Genomic DNA, 20,598 nt, shown 5'->3' with positions numbered 1-20,598 from the left:
CCTGCTCTCCTAAAGATCCGTTACGACTAGCGAAATTGCGCGAGGAACCGCAAGTCGTTGTCGAAGAACAGACGCAAGTCGTTCACGCCGTAACGCAGCATGGCCAGACGCTCAACGCCCATGCCGAAGGCAAAGCCCGAGAACTCTTCCGGGTCGATCCCGGACATGCGCAGCACGTTGGGGTGAACCATGCCGCAACCCATCACTTCCAGCCAGCCGGTCTGTTTGCAGACGCGGCAGCCTTTACCGCTGCACATCACGCATTCCATATCGACTTCAGCGGATGGCTCGGTGAACGGGAAGAATGAGGGACGGAAACGCACCGCCAGCTCCTTCTCGAAGAACACCCGCAGGAACTCTTCGATGGTGCCTTTGAGGTCGGCGAAGTTGATGTCGCGATCAACCAGCAGGCCTTCGACCTGGTGGAACATCGGCGAATGGGTGATATCGGAGTCGCTGCGGTACACACGGCCTGGGCAGACGATGCGGATCGGCGGCTTCTGCGATTCCATGGTGCGGACCTGTACCGGCGAGGTATGGGTGCGCAGCAGCATGTTCGCGTTGAAATAGAAGGTGTCATGCATCGACCGGGCCGGGTGGTGGCCTGGGATGTTGAGCGCCTCGAAGTTGTGATAGTCGTCTTCGACCTCAGGGCCTTCGGCAATGCCGTAGCCGATGTGGGTGAAGAACTGCTCGATACGTTCCAGAGTCCGGGTAATCGGATGCAGGCCGCCCGAGGTCTGGCCACGGCCAGGCAGGGTTACGTCAATGGACTCGGCGGCGAGCTTGGCCGCAAGATCGGCCTCCTCGAGCGACGCCTTGCGCGCATTGAGAACCTCTGTAACACGCTCCTTGGCCACGTTGATCAGCGCACCGACTTGCGGACGCTCTTCAGCCGGCAAATTCCCCAGGGTCTTCATCACCTGAGTCAATTCACCCTTTTTGCCAAGGTAGTGAACCCGGATTTGCTCCAGGGCATTGATATCTTCTGCGCGTTGCACAGCCTCTAGTGCTTGAGAGACCAGCGCATCCAGGTTTTCCATGTACAGACTCCAGATACAAAATAGGGGAAGAGCTTGAAGGCTCTTCCCCTATTTAAGACGTTTAACACCTTGGGCCGCGGAAGCGACCCAGGGTGACTGTCGGGGGTACTTAAGCCAAGGTGGCTTTAGCTTTCTCGACAATCGCAGCAAACGCCGCTTTTTCGTTCACTGCCAGATCAGCCAGAACCTTACGGTCGATCTCGATGGACGCTTTTTTCAGGCCAGCGATGAAACGGCTGTAGGACAGACCGTTAACACGTGCACCAGCATTGATACGAGCGATCCACAGAGCGCGGAACTGACGTTTTTTCTGACGACGGTCACGGTAGGCGTATTGGCCAGCCTTGATAACCGCTTGCTTGGCAACACGGAATACGCGTGAACGCGCGCCGTAGTAGCCTTTAGCAAGTTTCAGAATTTTCTTGTGGCGCTTACGCGCCATGACGCCACGCTTTACACGAGCCATGAGTTACTTCCTCTATTCTTGACTAAAATTAACGAAGGCGCAGCATGCGCTCGACTTTTGCGACGTCAGACGGATGCAGCAAGCTGCTACCGCGCAGTTGACGCTTACGCTTGGTCGACATTTTAGTCAGGATGTGGCTCTTGAAAGCGTGCTTGTGCTTGATACCGTTAGCAGTTTTCAGAAACCGCTTAGCAGCACCACTTTTAGTTTTCATCTTTGGCATGTTCGGTACTCCGCATTCAGTTGATAAACATAATCAGAAGGCCTGCCGTGCCCTATTGATTACTTCTTCTTTTTCGGGGCGATGACCATAATAAGCTGGCGTCCTTCCATCTTAGGATGCTGTTCGACCGAACCGTACTCGAGCAGGTCAGCTTCAACCCGCTTGAGGAGTTCCATCCCCAGCTCCTGGTGGGCCATCTCACGGCCGCGGAATCGCAAGGATACCTTGGCCCTGTCCCCATCACTCAGGAAACGTACCAGGTTGCGCAGTTTTACCTGGTAATCCCCTTCCTCCGTCCCTGGACGAAACTTGATTTCTTTTACTTGAATCTGCTTCTGGTTCTTCTTCGCCGCGGCAATCTGCTTCTTCTTCTCGAAGATCGACTTGCCGTAGTCCATCACCCGGCAAACGGGTGGGATTGCATCGGCGGAGATTTCCACCAGGTCCAATTTGGACTCTTCAGCAATACGAAGCGCTTCATCAATCGAGACGATGCCAATCTGCTCGCCGTCAGCGCCAATTAACCGAACCTCGCGTGCCGAGATATTCTCGTTGATCGGGGCTTTCGGTGCAGCTCGTTTATCTTGTCTCATTTCACGCTTAATAATAATTACTCCGAATCTGGGCGACCACGCCGGGAAACCGCTTGCGCGAGGAACTCAGCGAACTGGGCGACGGGCATCGAGCCCAGGTCAGCACCTTCACGAGTACGCACAGCGACAGTCTGCATCTCGACTTCCCGATCTCCGATAACCAAAAGATAGGGAACCTTGAGCAAAGTATGCTCGCGGATTTTAAAGCCGATCTTTTCATTTCTCAAGTCGGACTTGGCACGAAATCCGCTTTCATTGAGAGTTTTTTCAACTTCAGCGGCAAAATCTGCCTGTTTATCAGTGATATTCATGATCACTGCCTGGGTCGGAGCCAGCCACGCAGGGAATGCACCCTCGTAGTGCTCGATCAGGATCCCGACGAACCGTTCGAACGAGCCGAGGATCGCCCGGTGCAGCATAACCGGGTGTTTACGGCTGTTGTCTTCGGAGACGTATTCGGCTCCCAGACGGATCGGCAGGTTAAAATCGAGCTGCAGGGTACCACACTGCCAGACGCGACCAAGGCAATCTTTCAGCGAGAACTCGATCTTCGGACCGTAAAACGCGCCCTCACCCGGCTGCAGGTCGTATGCAAGCCCCGCACTGTCGAGCGCTGCGGCCAGTGCAGCTTCTGCGCGATCCCACAGTTCGTCGGAACCCACGCGTTTTTCCGGACGAGTGGACAGCTTCATTTCGACTTCGGTGAAGCCAAAATCGCGATAAACGTCCATGGTCAGTTTGATGAACGCAGCGGACTCGGCCTGCATCTGCTCTTCAGTGCAGAAGATGTGGGCGTCATCCTGAGTGAAGCCACGTACACGCATAATGCCGTGCAGTGCACCCGATGGCTCGTTACGGTGGCAGGCACCGAACTCGGCCAGGCGCATCGGCAACTCGCGGTAGCTCTTCAGGCCTTGGTTGAACACCTGTACGTGGCACGGGCAGTTCATCGGCTTGATGGCGTAGTCGCGGTTTTCCGACTGGGTGGTGAACATGTTGTCGGCGTAGTTGGCCCAGTGCCCGGATTTCTCCCACAGGCTGCGGTCAACGACTTGCGGCGTCTTGATCTCAAGGTAGCCGTTGTCGCGCTGAACCTTGCGCATGTACTGCTCAAGCACCTGGTACAGGGTCCAGCCGTTCGGATGCCAGAACACCATGCCCGGCGCTTCTTCCTGGAGGTGGAACAGGTTCAGGCGCTTGCCGATCTTGCGGTGGTCGCGTTTTTCGGCTTCTTCGATGCGCTGGATGTAGGCCGCCAGCTGCTTCTTGTCAGCCCAGGCAGTGCCGTAGATCCGCTGCAGTTGTTCATTCTTAGCGTCACCGCGCCAGTAGGCACCGGACAGCTTGGTCAGCTTGAACGACTTGAGGAAGCGCGTGTTCGGCACGTGCGGGCCACGGCACATGTCGACGTATTCTTCGTGGTAATACAGGCCCATGGCCTGCTCGTCCGGCATGTCTTCCACCAGGCGCAGCTTGTAGTCTTCGCCGCGGGCAGTGAACACGTCGATCACTTCGGCGCGCGGAGTGACTTTCTTGATGACGTCGTAATCTTTTTCGATCAGCGCGTGCATGCGCTGCTCGATGGCCGCCAGGTCGTCCGGAGTGAAAGGACGCTCGTAGGCGATGTCGTAATAGAAGCCTTCGTCGATGACCGGGCCGATGACCATCTTCGCGGTTGGGTACAGCTGTTTGACCGCGTGGCCAATCAGATGCGCGCAAGAGTGGCGAATGATCTCCAGCCCCTCTTGATCCTTGGGCGTAATGATTTGCAGGCTGGCATCGCTGGTGATCAGGTCGCTGGCGTCAACCAGCTTGCCGTCGACCTTGCCGGCCACGGTGGCCTTGGCCAGGCCAGCACCAATGGATGCGGCGACCTCGGCTACGGAAACCGAATGATCGAATGAACGTTGACTGCCGTCGGGAAGAGTAATAGTTGGCATGGCGCCTCCTCTCCTAGTGGTGACCCCTACCAAAGGTCACGTGGGTTGGGATGAGCCAGTACAAGATCCAACACCAGGCCGTTCAATGATGAACGCCTGCCTTACAGCGGCAGGAGCCTTTCGGCCAACCGGTAATCGAACCAGAGTGACTGGAGTTAAACAAAAAAGACCTTGGCGAGGCGGCATAGGGCGCGCCGGAAAATAGCCAAGCGGAAGATGCTAGCACAGATGAACGGTCATGGTGCCGGCGCCGATTAACGAAACGCAAATTCCCGGCTTTTAGGGGCAAAAGTGAACTTGAACTGTACGGCGGCCCTCAAACACACCGAGAATCACTGTTCGTCCATGACTCCAGGAGCATTTCATTATGCGTTTTACCTCGACTTTCGCCCTTGCCGCATCCCTGACCCTCATGTCCCTGGGTGCGCACGCCGCAGCCCCGTCGAACTGGCCCGCCGGTGCACGGGAAGGCTTCATCAAGGATTGCAGTACAGCCGCCCAGCAAAGCGTTGATGCCAAAACCGCCAAAGACCATTGCGAATGTGGCGCGGACAAGATCAATGCCGAATTGAGCACTGCCGAGATCAAAGAACTCATGACCAACCAGAACGCGAGCCCCGAGCTGAAAAACAAAGCTGTCGCGGCGATTTCGTCCTGCAAAGTCGTGAAGAAAAAGTAATTTTCACACCCCGGCAGACCGGCTAAAGGACCAAAAATCGCCCTGAAAACTGCCATTTCTCACAAATTACGCAGCTTTTACGGCTTTTTTTAACAACTGATATTTCGCCTAAAAGCCCCGTAGTTCGGGGCTTTTAGCCAACCAAGGCATGAAACACAACACGATTGATTAGCAAACAATGCCTTGGGGGGGCTCCCAAGTCGAACATTTCGACTATGATAGCTCGGTGTGCCCAGTTGGCCTGAGCAGCACAGCACTACTGAAAATATATGTTTCTTGGAGATACACCATGTCTAATCGCCAAACCGGCACCGTTAAATGGTTCAACGATGAAAAAGGCTTCGGCTTCATCACTCCTCAAGGTGGCGGTGACGACCTGTTCGTACACTTCAAAGCTATCGAAAGCGACGGTTTCAAAAGCCTGAAAGAAGGCCAAACCGTTTCCTTCGTGGCTGAGAAAGGCCAAAAGGGTATGCAAGCTGCACAGGTTCGCCCAGAGTAATTCTGCGCCGAACTAAAAAAACCCCGTCCATGTGACGGGGTTTTTTATGGCCTGGAGAAAAGCGCCGAAGCAATCAGCCGCAATTGACGCGATTAATCACCAGGTTGTCATCGGTATTGAGGTTCAGGCGATCGGAGCGGTATTCCAGGGTGACCATGTCGTCTGGCTTGAGAATGCGTGCGTTCTGCGCACCTGCGCGGCTACGGGCCTGTTCCAGCAATTGCGGCGAAGCCTTCTGGCCGATTGCGAACTCGGCAGCCTTCGCCTCACAGCGGCTATGACCAGCATCGGTCACGGCAGTGTCTTTGGCTGGCTCAGAGGTACCCGGGGTGCTGCAACCCGTCAAGACAAGCGCAGCCAACAAAGTACCGAATGATGCGAGCTTCCAAGGCATGAAGCCTCCTTTAAGAAAAAATGGGCAGAGACCGTGCGACCGCGGTTTGGCCGATTGGTTTCCGAATTGTCACAATTGGCCATGGGCCAGTCTGCCTGAGTCGACGCTGGGGGCCTGCGAATCAATCGTCACCAGATATGAACGCGCTCAGTAGATGTCGATGTAATCAAACGGCGGCGTCGGCCAGTTCTGCTTGAGCGCGTTGAAAATCTGCATCACCCACACCTCGTCACTGGCTGCGACGTTGCCGACATAACCGGAACCCGCCGCCCAGGTTTCGAGACGAAACAGCAGGCCGTCGATATCAACACCGCCCACCACACCCGAAGAGATGTAGGCAATGCCGGCTTTGGTGACGCGCAATTGGGTGTGGACGTTGTCACTGGCGGAGGCCAGCAACTGTTTCACAGCCTCCAGCGTCAGGCTCTCGGGGTTGTTCAAATCGATCTGCACGCGGTTTGCCCTGGCAATTAAACAGGCGAACAGTGTCGCACAGCCCTCCCCTCATGCCTAAGTAGCAGTGCCAAACGCTGCGCAAAATGGTTAACTCCACTCGCAAGACAGCACCAACCGCCTTCCAGCCTCGCGAGACACCCATGACCATCGTCACGATCCACGCCGACATCAAAGCCAAGTGGCCCCAAGGGCAAAGCTCCTATAGCCCGGGCAGCCCCGAGGAGTTGGCAATCATCGGTATCGACCTGCTGGTCAAGGAACTGGGGACTCAGGCCGCGCAGGCATTTATCGGCCAGGTATTCGAGAAATACCCGGCCGATCACATGGGAGCACCAGACCCCGAGCGCGAATAAGACCCGGCCGACGAACGCCGACCGGTAAACCGCTTACTTCAGGCGACCAAGACGCTCGGTCAGCAGATCGAAGAAGCCTTGGGCATCGCCGTTTTCAACCCAGAACGCGTTCTTCGGTTGTTTCAGGCCGTCGTACCAATCGACGATGGTCTGGCCGAAGGTCGGGCCTTCACGGCTATCCACCACCACATTGACTTCACGGCCGCTGAACAGCGAAGGCTTGAGCAGGTAGGCAATGACGGTAGCGTCATGCACCGGGCCACCCGGGATGCCGTAGTGCTCCATGTCGCCTTTGACGTATTCATTGAGAATATCGCCCACCACCTTGCTCGCGTTGTTGTTCAACGCAGCGATTTGCTTCAGGCGTGCGTCACTGGTCAGGACTTTGTGGGTCACGTCCAACGGCAGGTAAGTCAGCTTGACGCCGCTTTTGAGCACGATTTCGGCCGCGATCGGATCCGCGAACAGGTTGAACTCGGCCACCGGCGTGATATTGCCACCGTTGAAGTGCGCGCCACCCATCACGACCACTTCCTTGATGCCTTGAGTGATCTCCGGCGCCTGGGTCAATGCCAGCGCCAGGTTGGTCTGCGGGCCAAGCATGGCGATGGTGATGCTGTGGGGCTTGGCGGTGCTCAGGGTCTTGATCAGGTAATCAACGGCGTTGCCTTCGGCCAGGCCTTTCTTCGGCTCATGCACGGTGACGCCGGAGATGCCTTCCTTGCCGTGGATGTTTTCGGCATAGATCGGCGTGCGCAGCATCGGTTTTGGTGCACCGGCGTATACCGGGATTTCCTCGCGCCCTGCCCACTCGCGAGCCAGGCGCGCATTGCGGGAGGTCTTGTCCAGGCGCACGTTACCGGCAACGGTGGTCAGCGCGCGGATGTTCAGCTCATCGGGCGAAGCCATGGCGAATAACAAGGCCACCACGTCGTCCGCACCGGGGTCGGTATCGATGATCAGGTCGATTTTTTCCGCCCCGTGGGCGCTTGCAGCAGTTAGGAAGGACAAAAGCAGCACACTCCGGAAAAGGTGTCGCAGGGTTTGGGTACCACGTTGCATGACGCACTCCTTGTCGTTGGGAATTCTAGAACGTTACGCCGGAGACCAGCGCGATATTGCAGTAAGGCTGGCACTCACCGGTGCGCACCACCGCCCTCGCCTTGCGGCTGAGCTGCTTGAACTCTTCATGGCTGAGCAGGCGGCGCTCGCCGAGGGCGGCCTGTTCGGTCAGGGTATTGAGATCCGTCAGGGCCGGCGGTTGCTTGAGCAGGATTTCTTCCGCCAGCACGTGGCTTTCCACCTGCATTTCGCTGAGAACAATGCGCAAGGTGCTGACGAAATCCGGGATGCCTTTGGTCAGCGCCAGGTCGATCAGCTCAACGCCAGGCGGCACCGGCAGGCCGGCATCACCGATCACCAGAATGTCGCCGTGGCCAAGGGATGCGATCACCCGCGACAGCGCGATATTAAGCAAGGGAGTCTTTTTCATGAGGACACTAAACCTTGGACGTCATGCAATGTAGGAATGGACGGTTGCGCACCGGCACGGGTGACCGACAGCGCAGCCGCCGCCTGGCCAAAACGAATGGCCTCGGCCTCGCTTTTACCGTTAGCCAGTGCCGCCGCAAAACCACCGACGAAGGTGTCACCGGCAGCGGTGGTATCGACCGCCTTGACCTTGGGCGCCACCAAGTGCTCAAAGCCCTGGCCATCGGCAAACAATGCGCCCTCGGCGCCAAGGGTAATGATGACTTTGCCGGCGCCGGCCTTGATCAGGTGCGTGGCGGCGACCTTGGCGCTGTCCAGCGAATCCACCACCACGCCACTCAATGCCGAGGCTTCGCTTTCGTTGGGAATCAGGTAATCGATGGCGGCGTACCAATCCTCAGGCAGCGGACCACTGGCCGGCGCCGGATTGAGGATCACCGTTTTGCCCAGTTCGCGGCCGCGCTTGAGGGCATGGCCGACAGTGTCCATCGGCGTCTCAAGCTGGCAAACAATCACGTCGGCAGCCTGCAGCACGCTGTCGAAGGTCTGTAATTTGGCCGGGGTCAGCTCGCCATTGCTACCGGCGACGATAACGATCGCATTCTGACTGCTGTCATCCACCACGATCAGCGCCACACCGCTGGACCCGTCGACGGTGCTGACGGCCTGGCAATCGATACCTTCCACCAACAGTGCGTCGCGCAATTGCGCGCCATAGGCATCGGTGCCCACGCAACCGACCATCGCGACTTCGGCCCCAAGACGCGCCGAAGCGACCGCCTGGTTTGCGCCCTTGCCGCCGGGAACGGTGGAAAACGATTGGCCGATCAGGGTTTCACCGGCGCGGGGCAGCCGGCTGGCCCGGGTGACCAGGTCCATGTTCAGGCTGCCTATTACCACTACTTTTGCTGGCATACATCAGTACTCATCAATTCGGTTCAGCGGTATTGGGCAAACACACCGGCCAACGGCGCCGTTGACTCGCGCAGAACAATACTCGGCGTCACGATGCGTTGATCGATCGGCAATTGGGGTGTAGCAATTCGTCGCAGTAAAATACTCGGCGGCCATCTCTCCCAGTTGCAGGATGGACTGGCCAACCGTGGTCAGCGCCGGGTACACGTACTGGCTCATTTGAATATCATCGAACCCGATCACCGACAGCTCACCGGGCACGCGGATATTACGCTCGGCCGCCGCGCGCAATACGCCGAAGCCGATCATGTCGTTGCCGGCAAAAATCGCACTGGGGGGATTATCCGCCAGCAATTGCGCCGCCGCCGCGTAACCACCGGTGCTGGTGAAATCACTCTCCAGCACACGGCCGGCCGGCACTTCAAGCCCGGCCTCGGCCAGGGCGCGGTAGTAGCCCGCCATACGCATCTGCGCCACGCGGGTATGGCTCGGGCCACCAATACAGGCAATGTCGCGGTGCCCCAAATCCAACAGATGACGGGTCGCCAGGTAGGCGCCCTGTTCGTGGTCGATGCGCACCAGGTCAACATCGATCCCGTCGAGTGCACGGTCGACGATGACCATCGGCGTACGCACCGCTTTCAGGCCCGTCGCCAGGCCGCTGTCATCACCGCCTACCGAGGTCACGATCAAGCCGTCGATGCGTTTCTCCAACAGCACCCTCAAGTAGCTGCGCTGCTTTTCAGCATTATCGTCGGAGTTGCAGAGGATCACGCAATAGCCATTCCGCTCGCAGTAATCCTCGATGCCCCGGGCCAGCTCCGCAAAATACGGGTTGAGGCTGTTGGGCACCAACAGGCCGATGGTCGCGGTGGTCTTGGCTTTCAGCGACCGCGCGACAGCACTGGGCACATAGTCGAGCTGCTTGATGGCCGCTTCGACCTTGATCCGTACCGGCTCGCTGACCGGGCGCGTCTTGTTCACCACATGGGACACCGTGGTGTAGGAAATTCCCGCAAGCGCCGCCACATCCTTGATCGTTGCCATGGCTCAGGCTCGCCGACTGGCGCGCTGGCTGCGGTAAGTATCCAGCACCACCGCGATCACGATCACGGCACCGGTGATGATACGTTTGGTCGGCTCAGTGGCGCCAATCTGCGCCAGCCCTGCCGCGAGGACCGAGATAATCAGCACGCCGAAGAAGGTACTGATCACCGAGCCACGCCCGCCCATCAGGCTGGTGCCGCCGATGACCACGGCAGCAATCACTTGCAGCTCCAGGCCAGAACCGGCGTTTGGATCCGCCGCCTCCAGGCGCGAAATCTGGAACAGTGCCGCCACGCCGGCCAGCAGGCCCATCAGGCTGAACACCAGGATCTTGTAGGGTTTTGGATTGATACCGGCCAGGCGCACAGCCTCTTCGTTGGTGCCGATGCCGATCAGGTAGCGACCGAACACGGTACGCGTCAGCACAAGCTGCGCGGCGATGATCACCAGCAACGCGATAATGAACGAAGGCGAAATCCCGAAGGCCACCGGGTTGGACAACCAGGCAAACGAATCACCGATGTATGCGGTGCGCGAGCCGGTCATCTGGTACGCCACGCCGCGGGCCATTTCCAGCACGCCGAGGGACACGATGAACGACGGGATGCGCCAGGCCACGGTGATGGAACCGGTAATGGTACCGGCCAACGCGGCGCAGCCCATGCCCAGTATGGCTGCCGGCAACACACTCCAGCCCCAGCCGAGAATTGCCACGCTGACAGCCGATGCGGCCAGGGCCAACACAGAACCCACCGACAGGTCGATGCCGCCGATGATCAGCACGAAGGTCATGCCCACCGCCAATACCATCAGGTCGGGAATCTGGTTGGCCAGAGTGCTGAAGGTGTCGTACGAGAGGAAGTGGTCACTCAGGAACGAGAACAACGCGATCATCGCCAGCAAAGCACCGGCCAGACCCAGGTAAGTGCCCAGGCCGTAAAAGTTGCCGCCACGTTTTGCAGGGGAGGAAATGGTTTTCATGGGGTATTCCTAGGCGCTGCGTCATTGAGCAGCGCATCACGTTTCTGATAGCCGGCAAAAGCAGCGGCAAGCAATTCGTCCTGGGTCCAGCTGTCGCGCTCGAAAGTCTCGATCAGGCGCCCGGCGGAAAGCACGCCGATGCGGTCGCAGATCAGCATCAACTCACGCAGGTCGCTGGACACCACCACCAGCGCCTTGCCCTGGCGGGTCAGGTCGCCGAGCAGCGCATAAATATCGAATTTGGCGCCAACGTCGATGCCCCGGGTCGGCTCATCGAACAACATCACTTCGCAGTCGCGCTCCAGCCAGCGGCCAATCACCACCTTCTGCTGGTTACCGCCCGACAGCTCCGACACCAATTGCGCCGGGCTGGAACTGCGGATGCGCATGGCGTCAACCTGGCGCTTGGCCAAGGCGGTTTCGTCACGACTATTCACCAGGCCACCGCTGGAGACCTTCGGCATGTTGCCCAAGGCAATATTGGCGCCGATGGATTGAGTCAGCAGCAGGCCCTCGCCCTTACGGTCCTCGGTGATCAGGGCGATGCCATGACCCACCGCGTCGGCAGGCGAACGAATGCTGACGACTTGCGCGGGGGTGCCCAGGGCCACGGTGCCGCTGTCGGCGATATCGGCACCGAAGATCAGGCGCAGCAACTCTGTACGGCCAGCACCGATCAGGCCGGAGATGCCATAGATTTCACCGGCACGCACTTCAAACGACACATCGCGGACCTTGTCCGAGCGGGTCAGGCCTTTTACCGTCAACAGCGGCGCGCCGATGGTGCGCGGGCCCAGGTCGATTTTCTCGCCCAGTTCGCGGCCCACCATCAGCGTGACCAGTTGCTCACTGTTGTAGTTGGCCATCGGCTCGACACACACCAGCTTGCCGTCACGCAGTACCGCAATGCGCTGGGCGACACGGGCGAGTTCTTCGAGCCGGTGGGAAATATAGATAATCGCCACGCCCCGGGCCTGCAGGCGGGTGATTTGTTCGAACAGCATCTCGACTTCACGGGCGGTCAACATCGCCGTGGGTTCGTCGAGGATCAATACGTGGCAATCGCCGATCAGGTTGCGGGCAATTTCGACCATCTGTTGGTGGCCGATGCCGAGGCTGCCGACCAGGGTGTCCGGGTCGATGGCGTCCAGGCCAACCTGGGCCATGGCTTCAATCGCGGCCTTGCGCAGTTGCTTGCGGCTGATCCAGCCGCCGTGGCTGGGCAGGTTATCGAGGAACAGGTTTTCGGCGACCGTCAGGGTCGGCAGCAGGTTGAGTTCCTGCATGACCATGCGGATGCCCTGCTCTTCAGCCTGGGTCCGGCTGCCCGGCGTGTAGGCCTGGCCATTGAACTGCATCTGGCCGTCGGTCGGCGTGACCAGCCCGCCGATGATTTTCGACAGGGTACTTTTCCCCGCGCCATTTTCACCGGTAAGCGCCAACACTTCCCCACGATTGAGCGTCAGGGTGATGTCGGACAGAACCGGTTGGGCATAGGTCTTGCCGATACCGCTGACCGAGAGGACAGCGTTCGGTGCGGAAGATGACATAGAAACGTCTCCAGGCGTCCGCTCGAGTGAGCGGACGCTGTTTGGTGCTGCCGGGGAATTACTTCTTGAGGACGAGTTCGACCGGGGTTTCGATTACGCCGTCTTTGGCATCGACTTTTTCACCCTTGACCAGCTTGAGCGCGTTCTGGATACCGAACACCGCTTGCTGGGCAGCCGCCTGGTCGGCGGTCGCCAATACGCGGCCGTCCTGCAGCATGGGTTTAATGGCTTCGATGTTGTCGTAGCCCACGACCAGAACCTTGCCGGCCTTGCCTGCCGCACGTACGGCAGAGACAGCGCCCAGGGCCATGTTGTCGTTACCGGCCAACAATGCCTTGAGGTCCGGGTATTCGCTCAGCATGGCGGAAGCGACTTTCTGACCCTGGTCGATTTCCCAGTTACCCGACTGGGTGGAGACGATCTTCATGCCGGCAGCGTCCATCGCATCTTTGTAGCCTGCGGTACGCTGTTGGGCGTTGGTGGTGGTCGGCACACCTTCAATGATGCCGACCTTGTCACCCGCAGCCAGTTGCTTGGCCAGATAGTCGCCCACCAGCTTGGACCCTTTGCGGTTATCCGGGCCTACAAACGGGATATCGAGGTTTTTGCTTTTCAGCACTTGCGGATCAAGGCGGTTGTCGATGTTGACGACCTTGATGCCTGCATCGGAGGCTTTCTTCAGCACAGTGACCAACGCCTTGGAGTCCGCAGGCGCGATCACGATGGCGTTTACTTTGGCGAGGATCATCTGGTTGACGATATCGATCTGGGCACTGGTATCGGTTTCGTTCTTGATCCCGTTGGTGATCATGTCGAAATCGGCGGCGTGTTCTTTCTGGTAGGACTTGGCGCCGTCCTGCATGGTGACGAAGAATTCGTTGGCGAGGGATTTCATGACCAGGCCGACCTTGGGTTTGGCGGCGGTCTCGTCAGCAAATGCAGAGGAAAGAGGCAGGGCAGCGGATGCGGCAGCAAGCACAGCGACAGCAAGAAGACGTCCAGCGAATGGCAGCTTCATGGGTTCACTCCGATCTTATGATTATTGTGAGCAACGCTTGCACCGAAGAACGCTTCGGCAGCCATCCCACCCGGGCGGCTGATACGAGCTTTCACGACACTCAGGGAGCACCCCGTGAAACATCTCGCAAACGTTTGCGTTAGGTCAAACTATGAGAAGCTTGTCGAGATTTGTCAACGGAAGAAAACAGCCTTTTGATGAATCCGCTCTAAGCCCCGCCCCTTCCCCATTGGCTGTCCTCCCTAAACATCGATGCGGCTTGATCGTTCTCTGAAACGACTGGTCGCGATGTGCCTTCTGCGTTTAAACCCAAACTTTTCCGTCATCCTTTTCGGACAACCGAACATTCGCACGCCGTTTTGTTCGGAAAGCCGGACAAAAGACGAAGCCCTTTGCTTAAAAATCAAATAAATATAGATATAAATCAATAGGTTAAATTCTATTCCCAAACAAAATACCGCTGGTACAAATCCTGCTCTTACTCAGCACCTCGCGGCGTTCAGAACCGCCCGGGTGTTTCTAGATGAACTTGCACCAGCACTCATCAAAAACTAGAGAGAAGAATAATGAAATCTGCGTTGAAAACCTTCGTTCCGGGCGCGTTAGCCCTCCTGCTGCTGTTCCCTGTTGCCGCTCAGGCAAAAGAAGCTGAAACCCAGCAAAAACTGTCCAACGTGGTGATCCTTGCCACCGGCGGCACCATCGCCGGCGCTGGCGCCAGCGCGGCCAACAGCGCGACCTACCAGGCCGCCAAAGTCGGCATCGAACAATTGATCGCCGGCGTTCCTGAGCTTAGTCAGATCGCCAATGTACGCGGCGAGCAAGTGTTGCAAATTGCCTCCGAAAGCATCACCAACGAAAACCTCCTGCAACTGGGTCGCCGCGTCGCCGAGCTGGCCGACAGCAAGGACGTCGATGGCATTGTAATCACCCACGGTACCGACACCCTGGAAGAGACTGCCTACTTCCTCAACCTGGTGGAAAAGACCGACAAGCCAATTGTCGTGGTCGGCTCGATGCGCCCAGGCACCGCCATGTCGGCTGACGGCATGCTCAACCTGTACAACGCCGTTGCCGTCGCCGGCAGTAAAGACGCCCGCGGCAAAGGCGTGCTGGTGACCATGAACGACGAGATCCAATCGGGTCGCGACGTCAGCAAGATGATCAACATCAAGACTGAAGCGTTCAAGAGCGCGTGGGGCCCGCTGGGCATGGTGGTTGAAGGCAAATCCTACTGGTTCCGCCTGCCAGCCAAGCGCCACACCATGAACTCGGAATTCGACATCAAGACCATCAAAAGTCTGCCGGACGTCGAAATCGCCTACTCCTACGGCAACGTAAGCGACACCGCCTACAAGGCCCTGGCCCAGGCCGGTGCGAAAGCCATCATCCACGCCGGTACCGGCAATGGATCGGTGTCTTCCAAGGTAGTACCGGCCCTGCAGGAACTGCGCAAGCAAGGCGTGCAGATCATTCGTTCTTCCCACGTGAATGCCGGCGGTTTCGTTCTGCGTAACGCCGAACAGCCTGACGACAAATACGACTGGGTGGTTGCCCATGACCTGAACCCGCAGAAAGCCCGCATCCTGGCCATGGTCGCCCTGACCAAGACTCAGGACAGCAAGGAACTGCAACGGATGTTCTGGGAATATTGATCGCTCCCAGGCCTGGCCGGTAACGGTTGGGCCATCCCGCTCGTGGCGCACCGCGAGCGGGTCCAAATACCCCCGCTTTACCCCCCGCGCAATAAACCCTTGAAAAACAAAGCCCTCCTACACCAAATCGGCAAAACCACTGTCAGAAGAACTTCCTGGATTTTAAGCAGTTGCGAAATTGCTTACAGTTAAATACTGTATGCACGTACAGCCTAATAAGGAATACTCCGTGGCAAAGCCCTCTTCCGCAGCAGCAGCAGCGCCTGACGCCTATCAACGCCTGGCCATTCGCGTGCAAAAAATCATCAATTCCACCAACGCCCAAAAGAACAAGGCGGCGTTGATCTTCCGTTTGCCCGAGGAACCGGAAGACGAGTGGGCACGACTACTGGAGGAAATCGCAGAAAACGACAACGTCACCCTCGCCTATCGCGATGACGGTGGCGTGCAGATTTTCTGGGTTGTACCGAAGGAAGATTGAGTCAATGAGTGTCCGTTTTATCAGTCTGTTGTGTGTGTTTTTTGCTGTCACCGCTCACGCCCAAGCCCCCAAGACGTTCAGCGAAGCCAAGAAAATCGCCTGGAAACTGTATGAACCGCAATCCACGGAGTTCTATTGCGGCTGCAAATACAACGGTAACCGGGTGGACCTGAAAGCCTGCGGCTATGTCCCGCGCAAGAACGCCAACCGGGCGGCGCGTATTGAATGGGAACACATCGTTCCGGCCTGGCAAATCGGCCATCAGCGCCAGTGCTGGCAAGACGGCGGACGCAAGAACTGCACCCGCAAGGATGCGGTGTACAAGCGCGCTGAGGCCGACCTGCACAACCTGGTGCCGAGTATCGGCGAGGTCAATGGCGACCGGAACAACTTCAGTTTTGGCTGGCTGCCGGTACAAAGCGGGCAATATGGATCATGCCTGACCCAGGTGGATTTCAAGGCCAAGAAGGTCATGCCCCGCCCGTCCATTCGCGGGATGATTGCCCGTACGTACTTCTATATGAGCAAGCAGTATGGCCTGCGCCTGTCGAAGCAGGACCGCCAACTCTACGAAGCCTGGAACAAGACCTACCCGGTACAAGCCTGGGAGCGCCAGCGCAATCAAACCGTGGCGTGCGTGATGGGGCGCGGCAATGAATTTGTCGGCCCGGTGAACTTGAAAGCCTGCGGCTGAACGTAAAAAGCGGGAGCGCCATGAGCTCCCGCTTGTCGGTCCTTTACTGTGCAACCTTGTGTTCGATGACCTCGGACACGGTGTCATTTTTCTTCGCAGTGGCCAGTTTCTCGGTCAACTGCACCTGCTTGGCCTCGGCCTCGGCCTTGGTGCTGAACGGACCCAGCAGTACCTGATCCTTACCGTCTTCCTTCGTCAGATAGAAACTGAAACCGTGTTCCAGCAGCCACGCGGTCAGGTCAGTTATCGCTTGCAGCTTGTGATCCGGCGGCCCCACCCATACATCCCATTCTTGAGCGGCGATCGCACCGACCGCTGGTTGGGCCTGAGCGGGCGCCTCGGCAACGGCGGGCCTGGCCTTGGGGGCATCGACACTTTTACCTTCACCGCAACCGGCCAATGCCAACACCGCAATTGCCATCGCTACTTTACGCACTACCCTGCTCCTTAGAGGATCAAAGAGGCGACTTTATCATTCACTGTCTATTCTGGCCGTCATAAACGTTGGCTTAAACAATGCGAATCATGTATCGCAGACCTGTATGATGGCGGCATGGGAATTAATGCCGCCTCTATGCGTCCTAAAAGAGGCAGCCACAGGGAAGCGCTTCGCAGTAAGCTACACACATCCGACATCTGCCCTGTCTGAAACATGTGTCCTTCAAAGCAATCAAGGAGAAGTCCATGCTGATACTCACCCGCAAAGTCGGTGAAAGCATAAACATCGGTGATGACATTACTATCACCATCCTGGGCGTTAGCGGCCAGCAAGTAAGAATCGGCATCAATGCTCCAAAGGACGTTGCCGTGCATCGCGAGGAGATCTACCAACGTATCCAGGCGGGCCTGACGGCTCCGGATAAAAACCAGACACCTTGAAGCGCCTCCAGTAGCCAGCCCTTTCGTTCACTGTAACGGCTGGCGAAAACCTCCTTTAGCCTGCTCGCGGCTTCCCGTGGCCAGCGCGCCCTATTCCCTTATTCCAGCGCCAGCCCACTGTTACCCCAGGCCTACGCCACGTGCCATTCCCGTCGCTGCAATCATCATCAGCACCACCAGCAACGCCTGCAGGTGGCTGATGCGCGCAAAAAGACCTGCCTGATGCAAATCGAGATGCGCGCCGCGCGCCAAAGCGATGCGCCACTTGATAAAGCGGATCATCGGCGCGAGCTCCAGTAACAAAATTAATACCAGCAGCGACATCTTCACGTGAAACAACGGCTGGTGCAGGTAATAATCACCGCCTTTTTCATAGCCGCCAAAGGCCCGCATGCCACCGGTTACCAACAATATCAGGGCACTGACTCCCCAGATATTGTCCGTGATCAATACACGGCGCACGGTGGATGGTTCACTCTCTACCAGGTTGCGCAAAGCCTTGCCTCGAGCTAGCACGGCCGATAGCGCCATAGCGAATGCCAGTAAATGGACGGCTGCAAGAAACCACTGAACGAACATAAGGCGTACTCCCTTTGCATGACGGAAGGCAGGAACCCTTCACAGTAATAGCCGCTGGGTGCCCTTTACGCATGAAACAGCTTGCATACAAATGGAACTTGTTGAGTTTTCCAGAGCCGAATCTCGTGACAAATCTTTTACAGTCTGCAGCGCGCCAAGGAGCACGTTGATGAGGCGTCCTGATAAACAGCCTTCTTTATCCAAGTCCTGGACGATCGCCGGGTTGATCGCCGTGGTCTTTTTCGGGCTGGAGTATGCAGTGCGGTACGAAATGGAGGGCATCTCCGATAATGCCTACTCCTGGCTGGACCTGGCGCTGTTCCTGGGGGCGTACTTGTTTGTCTTCTGTCTCCAGCCTCTCCAGGCTGCCATTCATCGAAAATTGTGTCGACGAGCCCCTCGCAGTGATCGCCGGAAAGCCTCGTCCTGAGCGTCTGTAAAACCGTCCGTTTACAAAGAAGGCCGATCCGGTTAACCGGATCGGCCTTCTTTATGTCAAGCGCTGCAGGTGCAACAGCCCGGCATCGTCCCGCAAAACCTGTAAATGCTCGTACCCGGCAATCGAGGAGTGTTCCGTGACCATAGGTGTGTGGTGCGTTGCCGTCACCACCATCACATCGGCCCCCGCCGCCTCGCCGGCACGAATCCCGACGCTGGCATCTTCAAACACCAGGCAGTCCTGCACCGGCACTCCCAGCCGTTGCGCACCGAGCACATAACAGGCCGGATCCGGCTTGCCACTGGCGACATCCTCCGCGGTGACCAACACCGCCGGTGGATTGATCCCGGCCGCCCGCATACGGCGCAGAGCCAATGCCTTGGGTGCGGACGTGACCAGCGCCCATTGATCGCCGGGCAGCGTGTTGAGAAATTCCACCGCGCCGGCAATCGCCACCACCCCTTCTACATCCTCCAGTTCAGCCTCGGTGATCCATTGCGCCTCCGCCTGCGCGTCAACCCCGGGCAATGCCTGACGGGTGATGGTATCGATGGCGCGGGCGCCATGAATGGTCTTCAGAAAGGCCGCAACATCCAACCCATGGCGCCCAGCCCAGGTCGCCCATACCCGTTCGGCGGCGGCAATGGAATTCAGGAGGGTGCCATCCATATCGAACAGGAAGGCGCGGTAACGGTTGGCGAATACAGCTGAATCGCGGGTGGACACTGCTCGGCTTCCTCATGTTTTCGTCACCCGGTCTTGGGTACTGACGAACCACTTGCCCGATGCAATCTACGGATCGCCCCAAACGCTGTAAACCTTCCCGTAGTTTGTATCGGACTGTATGGAAAGCCTGCCTGGATACGCGAACCTGCATTTCGCCACGCCCGGGCACACATGGCGGATACACCCCGGGGATTAACTACGACCACCAGCCAATCCGGCTGACTCACGCGTAGGAGCCTCATCATGTTCAATCTCTCGAAAGCTTCGTCCCTGGTATTCGGCCTGGCTGTCGTCGCAGGCCTCGGGCTGTCATCCATGGCGTCGGCCAGCACCCACGCCGCCGCAGCCAAAGCCCAGCCATCCCATCTGCTCGCCGAGGGCGGCGCCGATCGCCTGCACGAACGCGGCCTGGCGGAAGGTGGCGCTGAACGCCTGCAGGCAGCCCGTACTGTCTGATGAATCTGCGCCCAACAAGGGCAGCTCCAGGCTGCCCATTGCATTACAAACTTGTCATCAAGCTGTCAGTGTTGCCAGCACCCTCACTTCATACAGTGAAGTCGTCAGTCACCCACAGCCGGTGACCCCACTTCCCACTGATAAAGAAGCGAGCCCGCCCGATGAAACCTGCAAGCAAACTCTGCCTGATCGCCGCCAGCCTGTTGATGCTGGGCACCGGCACCGCCATGGCCGGCCCGATTGCACCGGTGAAAGCCAACAACGTGGTACTGGTACACGGCTCATGGGCTGACGGTTCCAGTTGGTCCGAAGTGATCACCCGCCTGCAGGCCGCCGGCTTGCATGTGACCGCCGTGCAAAACCCGCTGACCTCGGTGGCGGATGACGTTGCCGCCACCAATCGCGTACTCGATCAGCAGGACGGTCCTACCGTGCTGGTCGGCCATTCCTACGCCGGTACCGTGGTCAGCGATGCCGGGGTCAATCCGAAGGTCAGCTCTCTGGTATACGTCGCCGCTCGCGCCCCGGACGCCAACGAAGACTTCGTCGCCCTGTCCGCCAAGTACCCGAGCACACCCGTACGTGCCGGTGTGGTGGAGCATGACGGCTACCTGACCCTGAACCAGGACGCCTTCCTCAAGTACTTCGCCGCCGACGTGCCCCACGCCAAGGCCATGGAGCTGTACGCCGTACAACAACCGATCGCCAAAACCCTGTTCAGCGGCCGCACCGTCAACGCCGCCTGGCACACCAAACCCTCCTGGTATGCGGTGTCCAGCAACGACCAGACCATCAACCCGGACTTGGAACGCTTCCTCGCCAAGCGCATGAACGCCACCACCATCGAAGTGCCGTCGAGCCACTTGTCGCTGGTTTCCCACACCAAGGAAATCACCGACCTGATCCTCGAAGCCTCCGGCCGCCAGCCCTGATCCCTTCATTACGATCTTGTCATCATCCTGTTGGTTGGCTGTTTGTGTCGCCTGGTTACTGTGAACTCACTGCCGGATACCGGCAGCCAACCCTTAAAGAGAGATA

General features: G+C 58.1%; 26 protein-coding genes and 1 pseudogene. 10 read left to right on the top strand and 17 right to left on the bottom strand.

Annotated elements, in window-relative coordinates; all coding sequences use genetic code 11:
- Positions 1 to 26: 26 nt before the first annotated feature.
- The 5 genes from pheS to thrS all read right to left on the bottom strand — a co-directional run bounded on the left by pheS (position 27) and on the right by thrS (position 4,265).
- Positions 27 to 1,043 carry a phenylalanine--tRNA ligase subunit alpha gene (gene pheS, locus NVB75_RS30815; protein WP_063031643.1) on the bottom strand — a complete coding sequence of 339 codons (1,017 nt, stop codon included), beginning with the start codon at positions 1,041 to 1,043 and terminating at the stop codon, positions 27 to 29.
- Between the two features lie 109 nt (positions 1,044 to 1,152).
- A complete protein-coding gene (rplT, locus tag NVB75_RS30810) occupies positions 1,153 to 1,509 on the bottom strand; it encodes a 50S ribosomal protein L20 (protein ID WP_003219940.1) in 357 nt (118 codons plus the stop codon).
- Between the two features lie 28 nt (positions 1,510 to 1,537).
- Complete coding sequence (gene rpmI, locus NVB75_RS30805; protein ID WP_002553160.1) at positions 1,538 to 1,732, bottom strand: 50S ribosomal protein L35; 195 nt, start codon at positions 1,730 to 1,732, stop codon at positions 1,538 to 1,540.
- 59 nt (positions 1,733 to 1,791) lie between these two features.
- Complete coding sequence (infC, locus tag NVB75_RS30800; RefSeq protein WP_169875357.1) at positions 1,792 to 2,343, bottom strand: translation initiation factor IF-3; 552 nt, start codon at positions 2,341 to 2,343, stop codon at positions 1,792 to 1,794.
- On the bottom strand, positions 2,343 to 4,265 hold the full coding sequence (gene thrS / locus NVB75_RS30795) for a threonine--tRNA ligase (RefSeq protein ID WP_048719014.1): 1,923 nt from the start codon (positions 4,263 to 4,265) through the stop codon (positions 2,343 to 2,345). The genes infC and thrS overlap by 1 nt, the downstream gene beginning before the upstream one ends.
- Before the next feature lie 364 nt (positions 4,266 to 4,629).
- Here thrS and NVB75_RS30790 point away from each other — a divergent pair, with 364 nt between their 5' ends.
- Positions 4,630 to 4,944 carry a hypothetical protein gene (locus NVB75_RS30790; protein ID WP_258348801.1) on the top strand — a complete coding sequence of 105 codons (315 nt, stop codon included), beginning with the start codon at positions 4,630 to 4,632 and terminating at the stop codon, positions 4,942 to 4,944.
- A gap of 289 nt (positions 4,945 to 5,233) precedes the next feature.
- Positions 5,234 to 5,446, top strand: coding sequence for a cold-shock protein (locus NVB75_RS30785; RefSeq protein ID WP_003179963.1), 213 nt, complete (start codon positions 5,234 to 5,236; stop codon positions 5,444 to 5,446).
- A 73-nt stretch (positions 5,447 to 5,519) separates the two neighbouring features.
- Here the strand turns inward: NVB75_RS30785 and NVB75_RS30780 are convergent, their stop codons facing one another.
- Together NVB75_RS30780 and NVB75_RS30775 are read right to left on the bottom strand one after the other, a co-directional pair.
- Positions 5,520 to 5,840, bottom strand: a complete 321-nt coding sequence (locus tag NVB75_RS30780; protein ID WP_017478844.1) for an I78 family peptidase inhibitor — start codon at positions 5,838 to 5,840, stop codon at positions 5,520 to 5,522.
- Between the two features lie 147 nt (positions 5,841 to 5,987).
- Positions 5,988 to 6,293: a hypothetical protein gene (locus NVB75_RS30775; RefSeq protein WP_258344722.1), complete on the bottom strand. Its 306-nt coding sequence runs from the start codon at positions 6,291 to 6,293 to the stop codon at positions 5,988 to 5,990.
- Between the two features lie 143 nt (positions 6,294 to 6,436).
- Between NVB75_RS30775 and NVB75_RS30770 the strand changes: the two genes are divergently transcribed.
- Entirely contained in the window at positions 6,437 to 6,649 is a 213-nt protein-coding gene (locus NVB75_RS30770; RefSeq protein ID WP_076014608.1) for a hypothetical protein, read from the top strand.
- Positions 6,650 to 6,682: 33 nt separating this feature from the next.
- Here the strand turns inward: NVB75_RS30770 and NVB75_RS30765 are convergent, their stop codons facing one another.
- The 7 genes and pseudogenes from NVB75_RS30765 to NVB75_RS30735 form a co-directional block, all read right to left on the bottom strand.
- On the bottom strand, positions 6,683 to 7,711 hold the full coding sequence (locus NVB75_RS30765; RefSeq protein ID WP_258344721.1) for a nucleoside hydrolase: 1,029 nt from the start codon (positions 7,709 to 7,711) through the stop codon (positions 6,683 to 6,685).
- A gap of 25 nt (positions 7,712 to 7,736) precedes the next feature.
- Complete coding sequence (gene rbsD / locus NVB75_RS30760) at positions 7,737 to 8,141, bottom strand: D-ribose pyranase (RefSeq protein WP_258344720.1); 405 nt, start codon at positions 8,139 to 8,141, stop codon at positions 7,737 to 7,739.
- On the bottom strand, positions 8,138 to 9,055 hold the full coding sequence (rbsK, locus tag NVB75_RS30755) for a ribokinase (RefSeq protein ID WP_258344719.1): 918 nt from the start codon (positions 9,053 to 9,055) through the stop codon (positions 8,138 to 8,140). Before rbsK ends, rbsD begins: the two co-directional genes overlap by 4 nt.
- A 23-nt stretch (positions 9,056 to 9,078) precedes the next feature.
- Positions 9,079 to 10,102: pseudogene (locus NVB75_RS30750) on the bottom strand (LacI family DNA-binding transcriptional regulator).
- A 3-nt stretch (positions 10,103 to 10,105) separates the two neighbouring features.
- Entirely contained in the window at positions 10,106 to 11,083 is a 978-nt protein-coding gene (locus NVB75_RS30745) for an ABC transporter permease (RefSeq protein WP_063031658.1), read from the bottom strand.
- Positions 11,080 to 12,633, bottom strand: coding sequence for a sugar ABC transporter ATP-binding protein (locus tag NVB75_RS30740; protein ID WP_258344717.1), 1,554 nt, complete (start codon positions 12,631 to 12,633; stop codon positions 11,080 to 11,082). Before NVB75_RS30740 ends, NVB75_RS30745 begins: the two co-directional genes overlap by 4 nt.
- Before the next feature lie 58 nt (positions 12,634 to 12,691).
- Positions 12,692 to 13,651 (bottom strand): sugar ABC transporter substrate-binding protein, encoded by a 960-nt coding sequence (locus tag NVB75_RS30735; RefSeq protein ID WP_258344716.1) that lies wholly within the window; start codon positions 13,649 to 13,651, stop codon positions 12,692 to 12,694.
- A 566-nt stretch (positions 13,652 to 14,217) separates the two neighbouring features.
- Here NVB75_RS30735 and NVB75_RS30730 point away from each other — a divergent pair.
- From NVB75_RS30730 to NVB75_RS30720, 3 genes are all read left to right on the top strand, one after another.
- Positions 14,218 to 15,306: an asparaginase gene (locus NVB75_RS30730; protein WP_076014615.1), complete on the top strand. Its 1,089-nt coding sequence runs from the start codon at positions 14,218 to 14,220 to the stop codon at positions 15,304 to 15,306.
- Positions 15,307 to 15,535: 229 nt separating this feature from the next.
- Positions 15,536 to 15,787, top strand: coding sequence for a DUF1654 domain-containing protein (locus NVB75_RS30725; RefSeq protein WP_258344714.1), 252 nt, complete (start codon positions 15,536 to 15,538; stop codon positions 15,785 to 15,787).
- Between the two features lie 4 nt (positions 15,788 to 15,791).
- Entirely contained in the window at positions 15,792 to 16,481 is a 690-nt protein-coding gene (locus NVB75_RS30720) for an endonuclease I family protein (RefSeq protein ID WP_258344712.1), read from the top strand.
- 43 nt (positions 16,482 to 16,524) lie between these two features.
- Here NVB75_RS30720 and NVB75_RS30715 read toward each other — a convergent pair whose 3' ends face one another.
- Positions 16,525 to 16,902 carry an SPOR domain-containing protein gene (locus NVB75_RS30715; protein WP_226477700.1) on the bottom strand — a complete coding sequence of 126 codons (378 nt, stop codon included), beginning with the start codon at positions 16,900 to 16,902 and terminating at the stop codon, positions 16,525 to 16,527.
- A gap of 263 nt (positions 16,903 to 17,165) precedes the next feature.
- On the opposite strand from NVB75_RS30715, the gene csrA reads away from it, so the two are divergent.
- Entirely contained in the window at positions 17,166 to 17,360 is a 195-nt protein-coding gene (csrA, locus tag NVB75_RS30710; RefSeq protein WP_003192511.1) for a carbon storage regulator CsrA, read from the top strand.
- Between the two features lie 120 nt (positions 17,361 to 17,480).
- Here the strand turns inward: csrA and NVB75_RS30705 are convergent, their stop codons facing one another.
- Complete coding sequence (locus NVB75_RS30705) at positions 17,481 to 17,939, bottom strand: DUF2214 family protein (protein WP_258344711.1); 459 nt, start codon at positions 17,937 to 17,939, stop codon at positions 17,481 to 17,483.
- 169 nt (positions 17,940 to 18,108) lie between these two features.
- Between NVB75_RS30705 and NVB75_RS30700 the strand changes: the two genes are divergently transcribed.
- Positions 18,109 to 18,369 carry a hypothetical protein gene (locus tag NVB75_RS30700; protein WP_258344710.1) on the top strand — a complete coding sequence of 87 codons (261 nt, stop codon included), beginning with the start codon at positions 18,109 to 18,111 and terminating at the stop codon, positions 18,367 to 18,369.
- Positions 18,370 to 18,429: 60 nt separating this feature from the next.
- Here the strand turns inward: NVB75_RS30700 and NVB75_RS30695 are convergent, their stop codons facing one another.
- Positions 18,430 to 19,104 (bottom strand): HAD-IA family hydrolase, encoded by a 675-nt coding sequence (locus NVB75_RS30695; protein ID WP_258344709.1) that lies wholly within the window; start codon positions 19,102 to 19,104, stop codon positions 18,430 to 18,432.
- Between the two features lie 243 nt (positions 19,105 to 19,347).
- Here NVB75_RS30695 and NVB75_RS30690 point away from each other — a divergent pair, with 243 nt between their 5' ends.
- Together NVB75_RS30690 and NVB75_RS30685 are read left to right on the top strand one after the other, a co-directional pair.
- The gene (locus NVB75_RS30690) at positions 19,348 to 19,560 is read left to right on the top strand and encodes a phage infection protein (RefSeq protein ID WP_258344708.1); all 213 of its coding nucleotides are present in this window, start codon (positions 19,348 to 19,350) and stop codon (positions 19,558 to 19,560) included.
- A 161-nt stretch (positions 19,561 to 19,721) separates the two neighbouring features.
- A complete protein-coding gene (locus NVB75_RS30685) occupies positions 19,722 to 20,492 on the top strand; it encodes an alpha/beta fold hydrolase (RefSeq protein ID WP_258344707.1) in 771 nt (256 codons plus the stop codon).
- Positions 20,493 to 20,598 lie beyond the last annotated feature (106 nt).

The organism is Pseudomonas sp. CBS (assembly GCF_024734645.1).
Classification (GTDB): domain Bacteria; phylum Pseudomonadota; class Gammaproteobacteria; order Pseudomonadales; family Pseudomonadaceae; genus Aquipseudomonas.
This window is presented reverse-complemented; position numbering and strand designations above follow the sequence as displayed.

Excerpts from the sequence above, each read along its gene's own strand:
- pheS (WP_063031643.1), bottom strand. The coding sequence starts at position 1,043 with ATGGAAAACCTGGATGCGCTGGTCTCTCAAGCACTAGAGGCTGTGCAA.
- rplT (WP_003219940.1), bottom strand. The coding sequence starts at position 1,509 with ATGGCTCGTGTAAAGCGTGGCGTCATGGCGCGTAAGCGCCACAAGAAA.
- rpmI (WP_002553160.1), bottom strand. The coding sequence starts at position 1,732 with ATGCCAAAGATGAAAACTAAAAGTGGTGCTGCTAAGCGGTTTCTGAAA.
- thrS (WP_048719014.1), bottom strand. The coding sequence starts at position 4,265 with ATGCCAACTATTACTCTTCCCGACGGCAGTCAACGTTCATTCGATCAT.
- NVB75_RS30785 (WP_003179963.1), top strand. The coding sequence starts at position 5,234 with ATGTCTAATCGCCAAACCGGCACCGTTAAATGGTTCAACGATGAAAAA.
- NVB75_RS30780 (WP_017478844.1), bottom strand. The coding sequence starts at position 5,840 with ATGCCTTGGAAGCTCGCATCATTCGGTACTTTGTTGGCTGCGCTTGTC.
- NVB75_RS30770 (WP_076014608.1), top strand. The coding sequence starts at position 6,437 with ATGACCATCGTCACGATCCACGCCGACATCAAAGCCAAGTGGCCCCAA.
- NVB75_RS30765 (WP_258344721.1), bottom strand. The coding sequence starts at position 7,711 with ATGCAACGTGGTACCCAAACCCTGCGACACCTTTTCCGGAGTGTGCTG.
- rbsD (WP_258344720.1), bottom strand. The coding sequence starts at position 8,141 with ATGAAAAAGACTCCCTTGCTTAATATCGCGCTGTCGCGGGTGATCGCA.
- rbsK (WP_258344719.1), bottom strand. The coding sequence starts at position 9,055 with ATGCCAGCAAAAGTAGTGGTAATAGGCAGCCTGAACATGGACCTGGTC.
- NVB75_RS30745 (WP_063031658.1), bottom strand. The coding sequence starts at position 11,083 with ATGAAAACCATTTCCTCCCCTGCAAAACGTGGCGGCAACTTTTACGGC.
- NVB75_RS30740 (WP_258344717.1), bottom strand. The coding sequence starts at position 12,633 with ATGTCATCTTCCGCACCGAACGCTGTCCTCTCGGTCAGCGGTATCGGC.
- NVB75_RS30735 (WP_258344716.1), bottom strand. The coding sequence starts at position 13,651 with ATGAAGCTGCCATTCGCTGGACGTCTTCTTGCTGTCGCTGTGCTTGCT.
- NVB75_RS30730 (WP_076014615.1), top strand. The coding sequence starts at position 14,218 with ATGAAATCTGCGTTGAAAACCTTCGTTCCGGGCGCGTTAGCCCTCCTG.
- NVB75_RS30720 (WP_258344712.1), top strand. The coding sequence starts at position 15,792 with ATGAGTGTCCGTTTTATCAGTCTGTTGTGTGTGTTTTTTGCTGTCACC.
- NVB75_RS30715 (WP_226477700.1), bottom strand. The coding sequence starts at position 16,902 with ATGGCAATTGCGGTGTTGGCATTGGCCGGTTGCGGTGAAGGTAAAAGT.
- csrA (WP_003192511.1), top strand. The coding sequence starts at position 17,166 with ATGCTGATACTCACCCGCAAAGTCGGTGAAAGCATAAACATCGGTGAT.
- NVB75_RS30705 (WP_258344711.1), bottom strand. The coding sequence starts at position 17,939 with ATGTTCGTTCAGTGGTTTCTTGCAGCCGTCCATTTACTGGCATTCGCT.
- NVB75_RS30700 (WP_258344710.1), top strand. The coding sequence starts at position 18,109 with ATGAGGCGTCCTGATAAACAGCCTTCTTTATCCAAGTCCTGGACGATC.
- NVB75_RS30690 (WP_258344708.1), top strand. The coding sequence starts at position 19,348 with ATGTTCAATCTCTCGAAAGCTTCGTCCCTGGTATTCGGCCTGGCTGTC.
- NVB75_RS30685 (WP_258344707.1), top strand. The coding sequence starts at position 19,722 with ATGAAACCTGCAAGCAAACTCTGCCTGATCGCCGCCAGCCTGTTGATG.